Source organism: Exiguobacterium sp. SH5S13 (genome assembly GCF_004337085.1).
Lineage (GTDB): Bacteria > Bacillota > Bacilli > Exiguobacteriales > Exiguobacteriaceae > Exiguobacterium > Exiguobacterium aurantiacum_A.
In genome coordinates this window covers 1-17,701 of sequence record NZ_SJUS01000029.1, presented here as the reverse complement: position 1 = coordinate 17,701, position 17,701 = coordinate 1, and the positions used below count along the sequence as shown (strand labels likewise).

The window sequence follows — 17,701 nt, the reverse complement described above, 5'->3', positions numbered from 1 at the left end:
GTTTACCAGTAGTCCGGCTCATCAGGATGTTCCATCTCAAAATCGATAATTTTACCGATCGTCAAGTACGTATAATACCGGGCCAACTCCGTCCGGTAAGGGTCCGGTGTAAAACCATCTAAATCTTCACCGAGCGGCGAACCGTCAATCGTTTCAAACTGTTGACAGAAGAATGACTCCGTCTCTTTATTCCAGACGATATTGTCACCGATATAGCCACTTCCAAAGCGGATATAGTCGATGATCGAAGGGACGATCACTTCAGCCGGGAGCCGTTCACTCATCCGTCCGACCAATTCATAGCGATCCCGGTCCACATAATCGGCTTGTTCAAGCGACGTACATTTCAACACTTCTTTATTGATTTCGATCAATACGACATAATCCCCAGACTCAATCGACAGCTTCATCTCTTCACCTCATCTCAATCTCCACTGATCCGTCTATGTTAACAACTATTCGGAATAAAATGCCGAAATCCTGTATACCTGTACAAATTTTCCAACGGCTCGATTCGCACAACATGATGAAATCTGTTTTTGTTATACTAAAGATATGAATCAAGAGAGGAAGTGCACTATGGCCAAACGCCCTTTGACCCCTCGTGAAAGCGAATTGATCGCGACCGCCCTGTTTGTCGTCGGGAGCGTCCCTTACGCCGGACATATCGACCGGCTCGAATCGCTGACACTTCGCGACATCGCAGACGACTACTTGTCCGGAAAACGTCCTGCCGCGGACGCCGTCGAGGCGCTCGACCAGTACATTTTCGTACGCCGCCATCGCTTTAAAAATGTTACCCCTCATAACTTATGGACGCTCGACGACCGGACCGAGCAGGAAGCGCTCCGTTACATCGTCAGACGTCCGGAATTGAAGAAAGGTGAGACGTTAAACAAGCAAAACTCACCGTTCACGATCGGACAAGATGTCGAATTCAAAGTCGACAAACAACTCGATCGCGGGCAATTCCGCATCTATATCGGGAAATTGAACGGGTACACGATCAAAGCCCAGTCGAAAGAAAAAGACAAGCTTAAATCCGTCAAAGGCTGGATCACCCATCTCGACCGCAAAGACCGGCTCGTTTTCGTCAATATTTCCGAGTTCGGGCGCGAACCGATTGACGCCGACATGTTGGTCCAGTTCGAGGCGATGAGCGCGGGACTGCTCGGCTGGTTCGATACGGCCACCCTGCCGACCGAAGACGAAGCGAAGACGGCCAAACAAATGATCGCCACGCTACAACGACGCGACCAGCCGTATTGGTTCACACTGACCCAAGCATTGAACCATCCTAGACCTGAACATGTGAAACGCTGGAATACGGTCGTCAACCTGCTCGTCAAAGCAAGCGCCGGTGACGCGGCCGCCGTCGAGACACTCGAAGTGAAAGAAGACAAATACTTTAAAGACGCCTTTTTACGGGCGCTGCGATCACTTCACACCGAATTGACGAAAGCGACGTGACCGTGTCTTGACAGGTGGCCTCGGGTAATCCGAAGCCACCTGTTTTCACCGTGGTCGCCATATGGAAAGGAAGAGGGATATGCACGTATTGATCGTAGAAGACGACCCGGCCATCTTGCGCCTCATTGAAGGGACGCTGCGGCAGGCCGGACATCACGTGTCGGTCGCCATGGACGGACACGCGGCTGAGCAATTGTTTTTATCGAACCCGGCCGACGCCGCCGTCATCGACATCATGTTGCCCGGGATGGACGGGCGACAGTTGTGTCATCGCTTGAAGGAGCTCGTGGACATCCCCGTCATTTTGCTGACGGCGCTCGGGGAATGGGAAGACAAACGGAGCGGGTTCGAGCATGGCGCCGATGACTACATGACAAAACCGTTCATTCCGGAAGAACTATTATTCCGGCTTCAAGCCGTGGCGAAACGGTATGAAAAAGTCGCCGCCTCATTGATCAAGGCCGGGCCGCTCACGTTAAATCTCCGGGAACATCGCCTCACCTTCAATCAAGAGACGATTCACCTGCCAAAACGCGAATTTGAGCTGTTGTATCAGCTCGCGGCCTTTCCGGGACGCGTGTTCAGTCGCGACGAGCTGATCGAGAACGTGTGGGGGTTAGAGTTTGACGGTGACGACCGGACGATCGACGTCCACATCAAACGGCTCCGTAGCCGCCTACCTGATGAGACGGTCATGATCCGAACCGTCCGGGGCATCGGCTACACGCTCGAGGTGAAGCCATGAGATCGCTCTATTCGCGAATCGTCGTGACCGTGTTCATGATTTTACTCTTGTCGGGTGCCATCGCCCTGCTCGTCAGTAACGTCGCCTATTACACATGGTGGCAGCCATCGTATAGCGCGAAGACTGAACAGATGGCAAGTTCCGCGCGCGGCTACTTTGACAATCATACCGATCAGGACGAGACCGCATTTTATTCGTTGCTCGCTCAAAGCGGCTACCAACTGTTCGTCGTCAAACCTGACGATCGCATCATGCGTTACGGTGGCACGTTCCGGGACGAGACGATCGATGACGAAACGATCGATGCGGTCCGCTCGGGCATCGCCTATGAAGGGATGCGCGATTACCCGTTCCATTTGTTTTTGCTCGGTCTGTTCGATAACGAGGTCATCAATACGTACGGCTTCAACGTCGCAGGGGCTGACGGGGATGATGCCGTCTTCCTACGTCCGGACTTAGGTGCCCAAATTCGTGAGCTTCATCTGTTCGTCGGACTATTTTTCGCCGTTCTGACCGCTTCGGCTTTCATCTTGATCGCCTTGGCGACCACGCTGCTCGTCCGGCCGCTTAAAATCCTCACGGCTGCGACGAGCTCTGTCGCCTCCGGAGAGCGCCCGAGCTCGCTCCCGCTCAATCGGCATGATGAGATCGGTACGCTCGCACGTCGTTTCGCCCACATGGTCGATTCACTCGAAAAGTCAGAAGGTGAACGGCGACGATTCGTCTCGAACGTATCGCACGAATTCCAATCACCGCTCACTTCACTCACAGGCTATGCGAATATTCTGGCCGATCAGTCCACAGGCGAGGCGAAAGAATATGCGACGATCATCCGGAATGAGACGGAACGTCTGTCAGGGTTGACCAAACAGCTGTTGATGCTCGCCCGTCTAGATGAGGCCAACGTGTCTCTCCAGACCGAGGTCGCGATTAGCCGCTCCATCGAAGACGTGATTCGCATGCACGCGTTCGAACTCGATCAAAAAGGAGTCGCCGTCACGACGGATCTCGATGCGTCGCTCGTCGTCACGGGCGACCCCGTCTTGTTGTCGCAAGTTTGGTCCAACTTGTTGTCCAATGCGATTCATGCCTCACATGAGGGCGGGATGATCACGATCCGGGCCTACGAGGAGACACGTCCGACCGTCTCGATCCAAGACGAAGGTGTCGGCATGGACGATGCGACAAAGGCTCGCTTGTTCGAACGCTTCTATAAAGCCGATCTGTCCCGGACGAGTCGCGGCACCGGACTCGGGCTCGCGATCGCGAATGACATCGTCCGCTTGCACGGCGGGGAGCTCCTCGTCACTTCAGAGCTCGGGCGTGGCAGCGTCTTTATCGTTCGCTTGTAGGTTTGTTCATATTCCGTTCATGTTCGTCAGCTATGCTTCCTTCATCGACATGAAGGAGGTTTTTTTATGGAGTTAGGACTGAAAGAAATGTGGCGTCAAAAACGGAGGTTCTCGCTCATTTTTGTGATCACGCTGCTCATCGTCTTGTTGACGACGCTGATCACCGGACTCGCCGATGGGCTCGCTTACGATAACGGTGCGATCGTACGTGAACTTGATACAGACACGTTTCACTTGTCCGCTGACGCGGAAGGTCAATTGACGCGATCGTTCATCGAACAAGCGCCAACGGACGGTTTGACACCCCTTGCCGTCAAACCGCTCACGTTCGTGAACGAGACGAAAGTCGATGCGACCGTTTTCGCCTTGCCGGCCGATTCGTCGGTTGGACCGTCACTCGACCTCGCCGTCGGGGAAGTGCTCGTCGACCCGAGTTTTCTTGAGACATTTGTCGTTGGAGATACGGTCGAAGATTTCACGAGTGGGTATCGCTTCACCATCGCCGGCGTGACGGATGGACGGTTCAGCCACGCCCCGGTCGTCTGGACGACGATGGAGACATGGGCCGCCTATCAACAGGCGGCCGGTGGTCCGACTTACGTGTCTGCTTTACTTGGAGAAGGCGACACGTCCCTCTCCGCGTACACGAAACAAGAAATCATCGAGTCCGTTCCTGGCTATTCGGCCGAACAAGGCACGTTCGATATGATGCGCGGTTTTCTATTAGTAATCGGCGCATTCATCTTGACAGCATTCTTCTATATGGTGACGCTACAAAAGTTGCCAGAGCTCGGGATTTTAAAAGCAATCGGCATTCGGACACGTTCGATCGGCACAGCGCTCGTCAGCCAAGTGTTCGTCACCGTCGTCTTCGCGAGCGGCGTCGCGTCACTGATCACATGGCTGTCGACACGTATCGTCCCAGAAGCGATTCCATTTCAATTTGAGCTTGCGAACGTGATGCTCTTTAGCGCACTCTTCGTCCTCATCTCGCTCCTTGGGACGATCTTGCCACTACAAACACTACGCCGGCTCGACGCAGCTGACGCCTTAGGAGGTCGAATGACATGAAACTGACTGGCATTCATCACGCATATGAACAACCGATTTTGTCTGGGATCGACTTGACCGTCTCTCCTGGTGAGTGCATCGGGATCGTCGGACCGAGCGGTAGCGGGAAGAGTACGCTCCTGCAAATTCTCGGGTTATTGAAACAGCCGGATGCCGGGGCACTCTATCTCGATACGGTCGATGTATTTACACTCGACGAAGAAGCGAGACGGAAGTTACGCCTCAATGAGATCGGGTTCGTCTTTCAAGACGCCCACCTCGTCCCGTATTTGACGGTCATTGAACAACTTGCACTCATTCAGGCGGAAAGTGACACAGACGGCGACGCGAAACAGCTGTTGACAGATTTCGGACTCGGCCATCGATTGAACGAGTTGCCGAATCGTCTCTCCGGCGGCGAACGGCAACGGGTCGCTGTGGCCCGCGCGCTCATCAATGACCCGTTGCTCCTGTTGGCTGATGAACCGACAGCAAGTCTCGATTATACGAACGGCCGCCTCGTTATGGAGCGTCTCGCCGCAGCGGCGCATGAACGGAACAAACGAGTGATCGTCATCACCCACGATGAGCGCATGCTTGATGTGTGCGACCGGGTGCTCCGTCTACGAGACGGTCAGCTCGAAACGCTGTAACATGCTCGCACACTAACGGCTTAATCGGGGGCGCTAGCATGGGGAATCCCCGCTTCTGATCGGGGAGATTGAAAAACTTTAACTGATTATGAGAAGAGGAGCGCCGACCCGGAAGGGATGACGCTCCTCTTCTTTCAGTATCTATGACCGCGTGTTGAAGTGTTCATCAACCCACCCGATGCTTTTCCGGATGACGGATGAGGTCGAGATGATAGGACAACCAGGCGCTGAACGTGATGTGAACGGATAACGTACGCATCACATCGATGTCAATCTGTTGAATCTTCAGGAGCCTCTCTTCGATATGGTGTGAGACGAGGAAGACGTCGGATAACGCCAGGAGCGCCCGCATCGCCTCATCTGGTTTGACGCCTGCGGTTACCGCGAGCGTATGTAGCGACAGATGAATGCTGCGAGTTGTCCCGGTCAAGTAACATTCGATCAACGCATCGAGCACAGGCGACAAATGTGTGGTCTCGTGCGTCCCCCGGTGATAGATGCTGATCCCCTCTTCGGTCACGTAATCCGTCCGCCCCATTAAACAAGCTTGAATCATCCGATACATCGCTTCACGCGTCACGTCCATCCGCCTCCTTCGTTTCTGCCGTTTCAGCATAATGTCAAACGACTCACGGGGCAAATATCCTTGTTCACACTTCCATAGACAATTCGGTCACATATGCTCGGACATTAGTAACTCGAACGTGAACGAAACGATTCGTTTCGGGTACAATAATGGAGAAGGGAGCGGTTTTATATGCAGAAAAAATGGAAGTACGGTCTCGCGACTTTGTTCACAGGCTATTACGCCGTCAGTTATTACGCGTTCAAGCGGATGACTCGCGGAAAACGTAAGACGCCCGAGATGCTCTTAGCACCCTATACGAAAGAAGATCAATCCTTTTATCACGACGTGCCGTTCGAGCACGTCTCCCTCCGTTCCCGTGACGGCTACCGTCTGTATGGCCGGGTCTATCGGAACAATAATCATAAAAAGTGGGTTGTTTTTGTCCACGGTTATACGGCCTCCCACAGCTTTATGGCACCGCACTTGGCGATGTTCCACCGGCTCGGCTATAACTTGCTTGCGGTCGACTTGCGCTCACACGGAGAGTCGGAAGGGGTGTACGCCTCGTACGGATACCACGAGAAACATGACATCGTCGACTGGGTCGAGTGGTTACGTGACCATGAGACGGTCGATCAAGTCGGGCTCCACGGCGTATCGATGGGTGCCGCGACGATTCTTCAGGCCGGCCCGCTCACTGATGTGGATTTTTTGATCGCCGAGTGCCCGTTCGATGACATGAGGCAACTCATGCGCTACCAATTGAACGTGCTGCATCGCTTACCGGGTGACTTGTTGTTGCCCGGTATCGATTACTTCTTGTGGAGTCGGGCCCGGTTCACGATGCGGCAAGTCCGACCAAAAGCAGCGCTCGCATCAATCACTGCACCGGTGCTGTTCATCCATGGCACGAAAGACGACTTTGTCCCGACCTGGATGTCCGTCGAGATGAACGCACTCAACCGTCAGAACGCGCTCGCACTCATTCACGGCGCCGAGCATACGAATTGCATCTTAAAAGACCAACCTGCCTACGAGAACGCTGTCAGTCAGTTTTTGCGTCGGTGACGTGAATCGGCCCGGCGATCAAGTCGAGCAACGTATGGATGAGGATCAGCGGCCACAACATTCCCATCGCCAAATATAAATAGCCGAACAGGAAACCGACAAGGCCCGTCGTGACAACCCCTTTCGGACCCTGGTACGCATGGGCCAGACCGAACAGCCCGCCCCCGATGATGGCGAGCGTCGCATCCGGGACGTCCGTGTATAAAGAAATCGTATACAAGAGGACGCCGCGGAATATGAACTCTTCGGTCGCCCCGGCCGTGAACGATACTGCGCCCCACGCCCTCGCTTCGTCGGTCGTGCGCGGAAGGAGCAACCGTTCAATCTCAAGCCCGTAAAACGGCCGAAGCTTTGTCCGTAACGCGGCCGACGTCTTGACGAGCAAATAGAACGCGATGAGACCTGAGATGACTATGGTCGAAAAGAAGAAATACTGCCAGGCGCGCCCGTCCCCATCCGGCGGCGCGAACCCGAGACCGACCGCTTCCGGCGGGACTTGGAACAAGAAGACGAGCGCTAGTAAGAGCAGGCTCAGCCCCCATGCCGACTTGATCGTCTCTTCATAGACACGGGTTCTCCCGAGCGCCTCGATCATCGGCTTCACGAGCCGGGCGTTGAATAGTTGTACGATCAATAAATACGCAAGAATAATCGTAAAGACGACCTGTTCAAGCATCTATATCCTCTCCTGTCCTTCCTGTTAGCTATATGCTACACTATTCGGGTATTGTCTAGAAAGCTAGGAGGCGGAATCTTGAAACGAATGATGCTGCGACTGACCGGCGTAATGCTTGTGATCGTGCTGTGCCTCGGCGCAATCGGCTGGTTTGGTCAACATGATAAAGTGAACAACGCCCTCTACCGGGCCTATTACGGTGACCACGGTATCCCGGCGGTCCACCAAGACGTCTACAAGGAAGCCGCGGCCACCTATGACGTCGATTGGCGGCTACTCGCCGCCGTCCACCGTGTCGAGACGATCTTCTCGCACAGTTCATCGATGCGCTCTTCGGTCGGCGCGATCGGACCGTTCCAATTTATGCCGCGGACGTGGCTCGGTTGGCAGTACGATACGGATGACCAAAAAGGTGATGTCCCGGAAGACGAAGTCGATTTGACCGACTTGACGCTGATTGAGCAGTACGGCGGCTTAGGCCGAGACGGGGATGATGACGGCAAGGCCGACCCTCATAGTTTGGTCGACTCGGCCCATGCCGCCGCTTACTATTTGAGCGAGCACGGCGGGCAGACGACTGATTCGGTCGACTCGATTCAAAACGCCATCTTTGAATACAACCGGAGTGACCAGTACGTGTCAGACGTCATGTCCTTTTATGAGCAGTACCAGGACGAGCTGTCGTTACTGCCTGGTGACGCGACGACGACAACGCAGCAGGTCGCCCGGTATACGATCCGGTATCTCGATTGGTTCGCAGGCTGGGCATGACCCGGCACTATTTGGTTAAAGTGAGGAAACAACATGAACACGCATATCGAGGAAGTGACGATTCGAGTCAAATCGATATTTAACGAAGACAAGACAAAGCGTTACATGCGAACGTATGAATTCACCGATGTCGTCGATGGGGTAATTTGTGCCGTCATCATCTATTCTCCACGGATGAGCGATGCGTTCTTATCAGGTACGACATCTCAACGTGCCTACATGCTCATGCGGAACCATTTGGACAAACCGATCCGCGAGATGCGCGTCATCAGTCTCGTCCCGACGCTCGCCATCAATGACAACCTACCCTACGTCGAGTCCCAACTCGACGAAGTGAATTTTCATTACGTGGAAGAGACGCTCGACGAGGTCGAGACGAGCGGCGGCATGATCATCGTCGGTTGGGGCTCACCCGGACGCCTCATGCACCATTCCACACTGTACAAGACGTTATTCGCCGAGCATGAGGCGAGCATGTATTGTATCGGTACGACGTCAAAAGGCGAACCGCAACAAATTCGCATGGCCAACGAAAATACGATACTCGAAGCGTTCAATAACGAATCGATCAAACCGAAATTTAAGATCTTGAAAGAGACAAAACAGGACGACTCGAAATGAGTCGTCCTGTTTTGTCTCTTATTCGTATGTCCGTACCGCGTCATATCCCGGCAAGTTGTCCGAGAGCGTCGACCAATCTGACGCCATCTCCTCATCCGACAGCAGACAACGGTCGAGTTCACGCTCGACAGGCTCACGGTCCATCCGCTGACCGATTAACACGAGCTCGGTCTGTCGATCCCCATACGGCTCGATGTAATCCGTCTCGAGCTCTGGTTCGGCGGCAAACATCTGCTGTCGCTCTACTTCCGGGAGTGTCGCCAACCAGCGGCCGGCGTGTTCGAGCGTCGACGCGTACCCCGCTTGTGAGAACAAGCAGGCGATGTCGCTCCGAGAAGCGATCCATAAAAACCCTTTGGCCCGGACGATTTCTTCCGGGAACTGTTCGATCCACGCGAGCAACCGCTCGGGATGGAACGGACGGCGGCGGCGATAGACGAATGAACTGATGCCGTATTCTTCGGTTTCAGGGGTATGGTCGTCTGTCTCGAGCTCTTGGATCCATCCGGCGGCGTGCATCGCCTGGTCAAAGTCGAACAGGTTCACGTTTAAAATGTCAGACAAACTCACGTTGCCGTATGTGCTTGTCAGTAACCTCGCTGCTGGGTTTAGCGCACGAAGCAGACCCGCAATCTCATTCAGTTCGGCTTCCGTGACCCGGTCCGCCTTGTTGAGGACGATGATGTCCGCAAATTCGACTTGGTCGACGAGTAGATCGACGACTTCCCGGACGTCATCCGTGCCGACCGCCTGTTTACGTTCATGCAGCGATTCGCCCGAATTGAAATCTTTTAAAAATCGATATGCGTCGACGACCGTCACCATCGCGTCAACATACACCCGGCTCGTCAAGTCGATACCCAAGGCTTCATCCGCATATGTAAACGTCTGCGCGACCGGGATCGGTTCTGAGATGCCTGACGACTCGATGATGATGCCGTCGAGCTGTCGGTCAGTCGCGATCTCGCTGACCGCCTCGAGTAAATCTTCTCGCAACGTGCAGCAGATGCAACCGTTAGACAGCTCCAACAACTTCTCGTCCGTCCGCGAAAAGCCCGCCCCTTCAATCAATCGCTCATCGATGTTCAGTTCACTCATATCGTTCACGATGACGGCATATTTTTTACCGTCCCGATTGTTCAACATATGATTGAGCAACGTCGTCTTGCCACTTCCCAAATATCCGGACAAGACTGTGATCGGAATTCGTTTCATGATGTATACCACCTTTAAATCGTAATCATTACTTTTTAGATAATGAACGGGATCACGTCCGTTGTCAACAAAAATACACGCTCAAAAGGAGCGTGTTTTCTTGTTGACTAACATAATTGTTATCGCTCGTCCTTCCGGCGCCCATGCTTTCCGCAGGCAATCCCGGAGCCACATCGCGACTCGCGTCGCTGCTGGGTCTCCGTTGGATTGCTTTCCTGCAGGAGTCGGGGCGCCATCGAACGAGCAACGCAAACGGTCGCCATCTAGCGGCCATTTGTCTTTTTCTGAGGCCTCGACGGCCGAAGAAAAAGCTCTGGATATGTTCTTCGTACCGGTTATTCTTCTAACGCTTTCCGTTCTGCCTCAGAGCGAGGATACGTGTTCGCTTGCCAATCGGCCCGGTAAATCGAATCAAGTTGCGTCAATCCGACCTCGTCATCATCCTTATCGGCATCCACACTCGGCGTCTCGTCCCACTTTGGTTCAAGATACGTATGGTCTTCTTTCCGGGCCCGGTCGTCCAATATCTTTTGAATCCCGACCCGAGCCACCGCCGCTAGTGCCAATCCGATTCCCGCTCGCACGAGCAATCGCTTCACCATAGCCTTCCCTCCTTAACGACCAAACCGATAAAGTGGCATCCCTTTCACGTCCGTATCGATCTTGAAGACCGAACCCGCATCCGGATGAGCGGCGAGCGCCTCGTCGTCCATGCCTTCCCGTGCCGTCGTGATTGCCAATTGTTTTAAGTCATCCCCGATAAAACTACACGACGTGACGTTCGGCGCCGGGACGATGACTTCAAGCACTTTTTGTCCCGTCTCCGGATTCCACCGCGTGACGCGCCCGCCTGCAAAGTGGGCAATCCATAAAAAGCCGTCTTCATCCGACGTCATGCCGTCCGGGAACCCGTCCTCATTCTTGAAATCAATGACGACCTCACCTTCCCCGAGCGTGCCCGTTTTCAAATCGAACGGGAACTTGCGAACCGTCTCGGTCGGCGTATCGATATGGTAAAACGACGTATGGTCAGGTGACCACGTCAACCCGTTCGATAACGTCAATCCGCTCAACATGACCTCGGTCGTGCCGTCGCGGTTCAAGCGGAACAACGTCGCCTGCTCAGACTCGTCTTTTAAGTGGAGCGTCCCGGCGAAGACACGACCGTACGGGTCGGCTTTCCCATCGTTGAAGCGAAGGACACCTTCCGGGTCATCAAGTTCGACGAGTTTATCGAGTTGTTTCGACGTTTCATCCCACTCATAGATACCATCCTTCAATCCGACGATCACGCCGTCGGTCACTTTAGGGACGACAAACCCGACCTGCTGTCCCATATCAAACGAAGATAATTCATCTTCTTTCTCATCGTACCACCAGAGCGCGTGCCCTTCGATATCGACCCAGTAGAACCGCTTCAGTTCAGCGTCCCAGCAAGGCCCTTCCCCGAGCGTGTTTCTGACTCGAATCCATAACGTAGCGTTTACTGTCTCCATTGAATTGCCTCCACTCTCTGCTTTGATATCAAAAGACTATTCCCTGAGGGGGTAAGGACTATTCATCATTCACAAAAATGTTTAAAGATATTTCTCGTCTGACGCATTATACGCCCGGGCACGATAAAAACGCTCCGAATCGAAACCGATCCGGAGCGCTCGTTTATTTGGCGCCTTCGACGTTCATTTGTTTACTGCGTAATTGACCGCATGCCGCATCGATATCGGTCCCGTGCTCGAGACGCACGCCCGTATTGATGCCCCGTTTTTTCAAGACGTCGTAAAACGCCATGATGTCCTCGGTCGTACTCCGTTCGTACTGGATGTGCTCGTTGACCGGGTTGTATGGGATCAAGTTGACGTAAGACTTGTCTTTGATGTCATTGATCAACGCCGCGAGTTCTTCGGCATGTTCTGGCAAGTCGTTCACTTTCGAGAGCAAGATGTACTCGAACGTGATCCGTTTATTCGTCTTCTCGACGTAGTAGCGGATCGCCGGCATCAGTTTATCGAGCGGGAACGCCCGGTTGATCTTCATGATTCTCGTCCGCAGCGCATCGTTCGGCGCGTGCAGCGAGAGGGCCAAGTTGATGCGCAGGTCAAGGTCCGCGAACTTGTAGATCTTGTCGGCGAGTCCACTCGTCGAGACGTTGATTTTACGAGGAGCGATCGCGAGACCGCGATCGTCTTTGACGACACGGAGGAAGTCGACCAAGTTATCAAAGTTATCGAACGGCTCCCCGATTCCCATGACGACGATGTGGCTGACGCGGTCACCTTCACCGACCTCGTCTAAATAGTGTTGGACGGTCATGATCTGTTCGACGACCTCGCCGGCCGTCAAGTCGCGTGTTTTTTTCAAGAGGCCGCTCGCACAGAAACTACAGCCGATGTTGCACCCGACTTGTGTCGTCACACAGACGGAACGTCCATACTTATGGCGCATGAGCACCGTTTCGATATAATGCCCGTCGTGCAGTTTAAGTAAGAATTTGACCGTGCCGTCACCCGCTTCTTGTTTGACGAACAGTTCTTGTGTCGTCAGCGCATAGTTCGCCTCAAGCTGTTCGCGCACTTCGGGACGAACCGCGATCTCGTCGAGCCGTCTGACACGGTCGATGTAAAGCGAGTCCCATATTTGTCTGGCGTGGTAGGCACTGTATCCCCAAGATACGCAAGCGTCCGACAGCTGATCAAATGTCAGCCCATATATAGATGATTTCATTGTAATCTGTCCTTTCTTCAATCCGCATACGTACCATTGTAGCGGACGTGAGCGACAGGTGCAACGTTCTTACATAGGCGGGATCGGACGCGTCACGTGGCGTTCGAACGCGTAGGCGATGCGGATGAGGTCTCGTTCCGCATAGCTCGTACCCGTGAATGACAGCCCGAAAGGTGCCCCGCTCTGTTTGGGCTTATATGGGATCGTGACCGTCGGGTGCCCTGCCTTCGCCGCCATATCGTAATTCAAGTCGTGTGGCAACGCCAGGGCGTGAAGCGTTTGTTCCATCAATAAACGATCGAGGCCGTCCGTTTTCGCTTGCCGGACATCGGCTAAGCGTCGCTCGAGGTAGCTCGACTCGGTCAAACGCCCTGATAACTGATTCGCTTTCTCGAACGTAACTTGTCCGTGCGGGATCGTTTCCGGGTGACGCTTGTTCCAGTCCATCACGTCCTTGAGCGTTTCATATGGGAGCGCTGTCGTCGCCAAATACGCCTCAATCCCGAGCTTGAACTCATGGTAGAGGACGTCGCCTTGGTCAAGTCCGTCGTTTGACGGCAGGTCGACTTCGACGAGCTCGACCCCGCTCGCTTTGAGTAACGCCAGCGCTTCTTGATAGAGCGTCTGTTCTTCATCCGACAGTTCCGTCTTCACGAAACCGACGCGCATGCCGACGGCTTGACGTTCGTCGAGACACGTCCGGTACGGTGGACCGGCCGGCAGATGTGTCGTCGCCGGGTCCGAGCCGTCTTCCCCGCACATCGCTTCTAGTGCGAGCACCGCGTCGCGGAGCGTCCGCGCCATCGGACCTGCCGTATCTTGCGACCGCGAAATCGGGATGATCCCACTCCGGCTGATGAGCCCGACCGTCGGTTTGATGCCGACGATGCCGTTATGGACGCTCGGATGGATGATCGACCCGCTCGTCTCGCTGCCGACGGCGAGCATCGTCAAGTTCGCCGCAACGGCAGCCGCCGAGCCAGAGCTCGAACCGCCGACGTCGAGATTGTCACCATACGGATTGAGCGTCTGGCCACCGACCCCGCTCCATCCGTTCGGCATGTCCTCCGTCAAAAAATTGGCCCATTCCGATAAGTTGGTTTTGCCGAGAATGACCGCCCCATGCTCACGGAGGCGGCGGACGAGTTCAGCGTCACGACCCGCAAAGTGATGCTCGAGCGCCACGGCGCCGGCAGTCGTCCTCATGAGTCCCGCCGTCTCGATGTTGTCCTTGAGTAAAACGGGAATACCGAGGAGTGGCAGCCGGTCTCCGCGTCGGTAGGCACGGTCGGCCGCCTCCGCCTCGAACAACGCGTCCGGGTTCACTTGGATGACCGCTTTCAGTTTATCGTTCAAGCTAGCGATCCGTGTCAAATAGTAGGCCGTCACGTCCCGGGCCGTGAACGTCCCTTCTTTATAGCCGCACTGTGCGGTCTCGATGTCTAGTTCAAATAAGTCTTGCATCCAATTCACTCCTTATAGGCAATGTTATTCGGTATTCGCTGAATGCATCGAATCCCCTTCTTTTTATCGCCATTGGATGTGCAACTTGATACACTAGAAGAAACGTTATTGGAGGTAGCCATGTCCCGCTCTTACATCCTTGTTTTACTGTCCGTGTTCGCCCTGTTCTTTCTACAATTGTTCGGGGATGATTTGCCGTGGGCATTCCCTGCGTCCATCGCCCTCATTATCTTGATTGTTGGTGCCACGCTATTTCAACTTCGGCGCACACCAAATCGTTGACGTTTAAACGAGACAGATGATATGATGCTGTCACCAACTACATATCGATATCTTGAGTGAACGAGAGACCTGGCTCTATGACTTCACAGCAACCTGCTTCGGCAAGGTGCTACTTCCAGCAAGGCATCGCCTTGGACGATATGACAAAACGCTCATGTCGATGACATGGGCGCTTTTTTTGGAATGAACATGAGGGGGATTTTATTTTGGAAAAAGCTACATTCGCAGGCGGTTGTTTTTGGTGCATGGTGACACCGTTCGAGGAACAGCCAGGCATCGAAGGCATCGTATCCGGCTATACGGGCGGACACGTCGACAATCCGACGTATAAAGACGTCAAGACAGGCACGAGCGGTCATTACGAGGTCGTCGAGATCACGTTCGATCCGTCTCAGTTCGCGTATGAGCGCTTGCTCGAACTGTATTGGATTCAGACTGACCCGACCGACGACGGCGGCCAGTTCCAAGACCGCGGGCAACAATATGCGCCCGCCATCTTCTATCATACGGAAGAACAACGCGTGAAAGCAGAACAGAGCCGCGACGCGCTCGCTGCGAGCGGAAAGTTCAAACAACCGATTGTGACGAAAATCTTACCGGCTGACGTCTTTTACCCGGCCGAAGACTATCATCAAGATTATCATAAAAAAAATCCGGCCCACTATAAAGCGGACCGGAAACAATCTGGCCGTGACGAGTTCATCGACCAGACGTGGACAAGCTGACAACGACGGGCCTCATACCCGTCGTTTTTTTAGCTCTTCGCGAGCCCTAACATAAAACCGGCGACCACGATCAGACCGATCCCCATAAACACGAAGACGCGTTCTTTCGACGTCTTTTCTTCTTTTAGCAAGTAAATGCCACCGAGTGTCGCGACGACGACGTTCAGTTGAGACAGTGCGAACGACGTGGCGATGCCGACTTCTCCGCTCGAGACGAACAACCCGAAGTTCCCGATCCCCCAGGCAAGCCCGGCGAAGATGTTCTTGAACGTCTTCGGATCAAACTTTTTCACATCTTTTTCACGAAGACTGAACAAGAGCGCGGCGATGAACATCCCGAGTGACTGCGGTAGGATGGCGGTGATGCCATCGACCTCAAAGTAGTTGGTGAGGACGGCGTACGTCACGTAACCGATGCTCGAAACGAGCAGCACGAGTAGCCCTTTTTTCAAAGCACTACTGCTGTCAGATTCTTTATGTTGTTGATATGACGTCATGACGGCCCCGATGATGATCAAGACGAGGGCCGAGAAGCCGAGCCATAGTTCAGTCGGCGTCTTCCAGTCCCCAAGGACGATGACCCCGAACAGTGATGTCCCGACAAGCTGCATCCCTGTACTGATTGGCATCGCTTTCGAGACGCTCAAAATTTGGAATGACTGGAATTGAAGGTATTGTCCGAGCGCCCAGAACACACCCGATATGAAACCAGTCACGATCGCGAGCGTCGTGAACTCTGGTTTGAAGACGAGCTCGATGACAGTCGCCATTACCATCGCGCCGATCGTCGTGCCGACCAATTGTTGAATCGGCTTGCCGCCGACAATAGATACGATAAGCGGGATACTCCCCCACATGAGTGCGGGCAGTAGCGCCAGCAAAATCATCTCCATATGTTGCACCTGCTTTCTTAATATAACATTCTGTCTGTTCTTCCCGGCTCTAGCGCCCAATAAACTTCAAAAATGATTTTCAAAGTTCTTTCGTTTTTCTTGTTGCCAAATCATTTATTAGAATGATATAATAATTTCCAACGGGGCATTAGCTCAGCTGGGAGAGCGCCACGCTGGCAGCGTGGAGGTCAGCGGTTCGAGCCCGCTATGCTCCATTCCTTAAGTCGGTCCACTGATGTGGACCGACTTTTTTCGTGTCCCCGCCTCGGTTTAAGTCGACACGAACCGGGTAATGATTGTAAGACATCATTTATCTTAAGGGGGACTTCCAATGAACCGAGCCGCTGTCGAAGAGACGATTTTGGCCGTGATCGATTGTATCCGAGCGAGCAATCATTGCTTCTCGAAATGTTTACAAGAAGAAGATCTGCTGATGGTCTCGGAATGCATCCGGTTGACGAAAGAATGCGCCGAAGTCGCCACGCTCACCTTGAACGCGCTCGAAACCGACTCGGCGTTCACAAGACCGATCGCGGCGCTCTGTGCGCAAGTGTGTGATACGTGTGCCGTCGAATGCGGGCGTCACTTGTACGACCATTGCCAACGTTGCTCTGAAGCTTGCTTGCGCTGCGCCGAGGCGTGCCGGCATCTCTCGGCCGCATGATCGCTTTCCCGTCTAACCTTGTGTTAGACTTTTTTTGTACAGATTTTTTGAGAAGAGAGGAACTTTTATGCCACATTCTATTCTAGCCATCGATGTCGAGACGGCCAATCGCGACAGTCGGAGCATCTGCTCTGTCGGTTGGAGTCTACTGACAGACGGTGAAGTCGTCGAGACGAACCAATGGCTCGTCAATCCTGAGGAAGACTTTGACCAAGGCAATATTCGCGTCCACGGGATTCGCCCGAGCGACGTCTGGGACGCCCCAGCATTACCCGAAGTGCTCGAACAGCTCTACCCGATTCTGAACGCCGTCGACGTCGTCATGGCCCATAACGCCGCGTTCGACATAGGCGCGCTCCGAAAAGCGATCGCCAAGTACGACTTGTTCTCTTTCCCGACGATTGAATACGGCTGTACCGTCAAGTTGTCCCGCAAGCTCTATCCGGGGCTACCGAACCATAAGTTGAACACGATGGCCGAGCATTTGAACGTTCCGTTCATCCACCACGATGCCGCCGAGGACGCCCGCGTCTGCGCCCTGCTCATGCGCGATATGATGGTCAAGACCGGGATCGCCGACGTGCGCGAGTTGCACCGCTACACGTCGGTCAAACTCGGAACGCTCGCTTATTGACGAAAGAGGCTGGGACATAACTAGCCTGTTTTAAAGCTTTTCAATAAAAAGAGGGGTTCGGTCACCGATTTTCGGTGGCCGGACCCCTTCTTTGCACTTCCCCCGATGCCCACGGCGATGAACTTCCGT

General features: G+C 53.9%; 21 protein-coding genes, 1 tRNA gene and 1 riboswitch. Of the genes, 13 read left to right on the top strand and 9 right to left on the bottom strand.

Translation table 11 applies throughout. From position 1 onward, the window contains the following. Positions 1-2: 2 nt before the first annotated feature. A complete protein-coding gene (locus tag EVJ30_RS13180) occupies positions 3-410 on the bottom strand; it encodes a hypothetical protein (RefSeq protein WP_070327208.1) in 408 nt (135 codons plus the stop codon). Positions 411-579: 169 nt separating this feature from the next. On the opposite strand from EVJ30_RS13180, the gene EVJ30_RS13175 reads away from it, so the two are divergent. The 5 genes from EVJ30_RS13175 (at position 580) to EVJ30_RS13155 (ending at position 5,270) form a co-directional block, all read left to right on the top strand. Then, positions 580-1,470 (top strand): hypothetical protein, encoded by an 891-nt coding sequence (locus tag EVJ30_RS13175; RefSeq protein WP_131458012.1) that lies wholly within the window; start codon positions 580-582, stop codon positions 1,468-1,470. Between the two features lie 79 nt (positions 1,471-1,549). Next, positions 1,550-2,215: a response regulator transcription factor gene (locus EVJ30_RS13170; RefSeq protein ID WP_131458011.1), complete on the top strand. Its 666-nt coding sequence runs from the start codon at positions 1,550-1,552 to the stop codon at positions 2,213-2,215. Further along, positions 2,212-3,567 carry a sensor histidine kinase gene (locus tag EVJ30_RS13165; RefSeq protein WP_131458010.1) on the top strand — a complete coding sequence of 452 codons (1,356 nt, stop codon included), beginning with the start codon at positions 2,212-2,214 and terminating at the stop codon, positions 3,565-3,567. The genes EVJ30_RS13170 and EVJ30_RS13165 overlap by 4 nt, the downstream gene beginning before the upstream one ends. A 66-nt stretch (positions 3,568-3,633) precedes the next feature. Continuing rightward, a complete protein-coding gene (locus tag EVJ30_RS13160; protein ID WP_131469445.1) occupies positions 3,634-4,638 on the top strand; it encodes an ABC transporter permease in 1,005 nt (334 codons plus the stop codon). Next, the gene (locus EVJ30_RS13155; protein WP_131469444.1) at positions 4,635-5,270 is read left to right on the top strand and encodes an ABC transporter ATP-binding protein; all 636 of its coding nucleotides are present in this window, start codon (positions 4,635-4,637) and stop codon (positions 5,268-5,270) included. Before EVJ30_RS13160 ends, EVJ30_RS13155 begins: the two co-directional genes overlap by 4 nt. 166 nt (positions 5,271-5,436) lie before the next feature. On the opposite strand, the gene EVJ30_RS13150 is transcribed toward EVJ30_RS13155, so the two are convergent. Further along, positions 5,437-5,850: a hypothetical protein gene (locus EVJ30_RS13150; RefSeq protein ID WP_131469442.1), complete on the bottom strand. Its 414-nt coding sequence runs from the start codon at positions 5,848-5,850 to the stop codon at positions 5,437-5,439. A gap of 177 nt (positions 5,851-6,027) precedes the next feature. Here EVJ30_RS13150 and EVJ30_RS13145 point away from each other — a divergent pair, with 177 nt between their 5' ends. After that, on the top strand, positions 6,028-6,906 hold the full coding sequence (locus EVJ30_RS13145) for an alpha/beta hydrolase (protein ID WP_131458006.1): 879 nt from the start codon (positions 6,028-6,030) through the stop codon (positions 6,904-6,906). Here EVJ30_RS13145 and EVJ30_RS13140 read toward each other — a convergent pair. Beyond that, positions 6,884-7,582, bottom strand: coding sequence for a CPBP family intramembrane glutamic endopeptidase (locus EVJ30_RS13140; RefSeq protein ID WP_131458005.1), 699 nt, complete (start codon positions 7,580-7,582; stop codon positions 6,884-6,886). The two genes, EVJ30_RS13145 and EVJ30_RS13140, sit on opposite strands and share 23 nt — an antisense overlap. Positions 7,583-7,669: 87 nt before the next feature. Between EVJ30_RS13140 and EVJ30_RS13135 the strand changes: the two genes are divergently transcribed. Both EVJ30_RS13135 and EVJ30_RS13130 read left to right on the top strand, forming a co-directional pair. Next, positions 7,670-8,353, top strand: a complete 684-nt coding sequence (locus EVJ30_RS13135; protein WP_236633385.1) for a lysozyme family protein — start codon at positions 7,670-7,672, stop codon at positions 8,351-8,353. Positions 8,354-8,386: 33 nt separating this feature from the next. Continuing rightward, complete coding sequence (locus tag EVJ30_RS13130; RefSeq protein WP_131458004.1) at positions 8,387-8,974, top strand: DUF1643 domain-containing protein; 588 nt, start codon at positions 8,387-8,389, stop codon at positions 8,972-8,974. An 18-nt stretch (positions 8,975-8,992) separates the two neighbouring features. Here the strand turns inward: EVJ30_RS13130 and EVJ30_RS13125 are convergent, their stop codons facing one another. The 5 genes from EVJ30_RS13125 to EVJ30_RS13105 form a co-directional block, all read right to left on the bottom strand. After that, positions 8,993-10,189 (bottom strand): GTP-binding protein, encoded by a 1,197-nt coding sequence (locus EVJ30_RS13125; RefSeq protein ID WP_131469441.1) that lies wholly within the window; start codon positions 10,187-10,189, stop codon positions 8,993-8,995. A gap of 335 nt (positions 10,190-10,524) precedes the next feature. Continuing rightward, positions 10,525-10,791, bottom strand: a complete 267-nt coding sequence (locus EVJ30_RS13120; RefSeq protein ID WP_131458737.1) for a hypothetical protein — start codon at positions 10,789-10,791, stop codon at positions 10,525-10,527. 12 nt (positions 10,792-10,803) lie between these two features. After that, positions 10,804-11,685, bottom strand: coding sequence for an SMP-30/gluconolactonase/LRE family protein (locus EVJ30_RS13115; RefSeq protein WP_131469439.1), 882 nt, complete (start codon positions 11,683-11,685; stop codon positions 10,804-10,806). Positions 11,686-11,848: 163 nt separating this feature from the next. Then, on the bottom strand, positions 11,849-12,910 hold the full coding sequence (rlmN, locus tag EVJ30_RS13110; RefSeq protein ID WP_131469438.1) for a dual-specificity RNA methyltransferase RlmN: 1,062 nt from the start codon (positions 12,908-12,910) through the stop codon (positions 11,849-11,851). A gap of 69 nt (positions 12,911-12,979) precedes the next feature. Further along, complete coding sequence (locus tag EVJ30_RS13105; RefSeq protein WP_131469436.1) at positions 12,980-14,374, bottom strand: amidase family protein; 1,395 nt, start codon at positions 14,372-14,374, stop codon at positions 12,980-12,982. A gap of 120 nt (positions 14,375-14,494) precedes the next feature. Between EVJ30_RS13105 and EVJ30_RS15310 the strand changes: the two genes are divergently transcribed. Next, positions 14,495-14,656 (top strand): hypothetical protein, encoded by a 162-nt coding sequence (locus EVJ30_RS15310; RefSeq protein ID WP_173647367.1) that lies wholly within the window; start codon positions 14,495-14,497, stop codon positions 14,654-14,656. Between the two features lie 44 nt (positions 14,657-14,700). Continuing rightward, positions 14,701-14,800: riboswitch (SAM riboswitch) on the top strand. Positions 14,801-14,862: 62 nt separating this feature from the next. After that, positions 14,863-15,381 carry a peptide-methionine (S)-S-oxide reductase MsrA gene (gene msrA / locus EVJ30_RS13100; RefSeq protein ID WP_131458734.1) on the top strand — a complete coding sequence of 173 codons (519 nt, stop codon included), beginning with the start codon at positions 14,863-14,865 and terminating at the stop codon, positions 15,379-15,381. A 29-nt stretch (positions 15,382-15,410) separates the two neighbouring features. Here the strand turns inward: msrA and EVJ30_RS13095 are convergent, their stop codons facing one another. Next, positions 15,411-16,274: a GRP family sugar transporter gene (locus EVJ30_RS13095; protein WP_131469434.1), complete on the bottom strand. Its 864-nt coding sequence runs from the start codon at positions 16,272-16,274 to the stop codon at positions 15,411-15,413. A gap of 142 nt (positions 16,275-16,416) precedes the next feature. Here EVJ30_RS13095 and EVJ30_RS13090 point away from each other — a divergent pair. From EVJ30_RS13090 to EVJ30_RS13080, 3 genes are all read left to right on the top strand, one after another. After that, a tRNA-Ala gene (locus EVJ30_RS13090) sits at positions 16,417-16,489 on the top strand. A 116-nt stretch (positions 16,490-16,605) separates the two neighbouring features. Continuing rightward, positions 16,606-16,938: a four-helix bundle copper-binding protein gene (locus tag EVJ30_RS13085; RefSeq protein WP_131458732.1), complete on the top strand. Its 333-nt coding sequence runs from the start codon at positions 16,606-16,608 to the stop codon at positions 16,936-16,938. A 67-nt stretch (positions 16,939-17,005) separates the two neighbouring features. Then, complete coding sequence (locus EVJ30_RS13080; RefSeq protein ID WP_131458731.1) at positions 17,006-17,572, top strand: 3'-5' exonuclease; 567 nt, start codon at positions 17,006-17,008, stop codon at positions 17,570-17,572. The last annotated feature ends 129 nt before the right edge of the window (positions 17,573-17,701 follow it).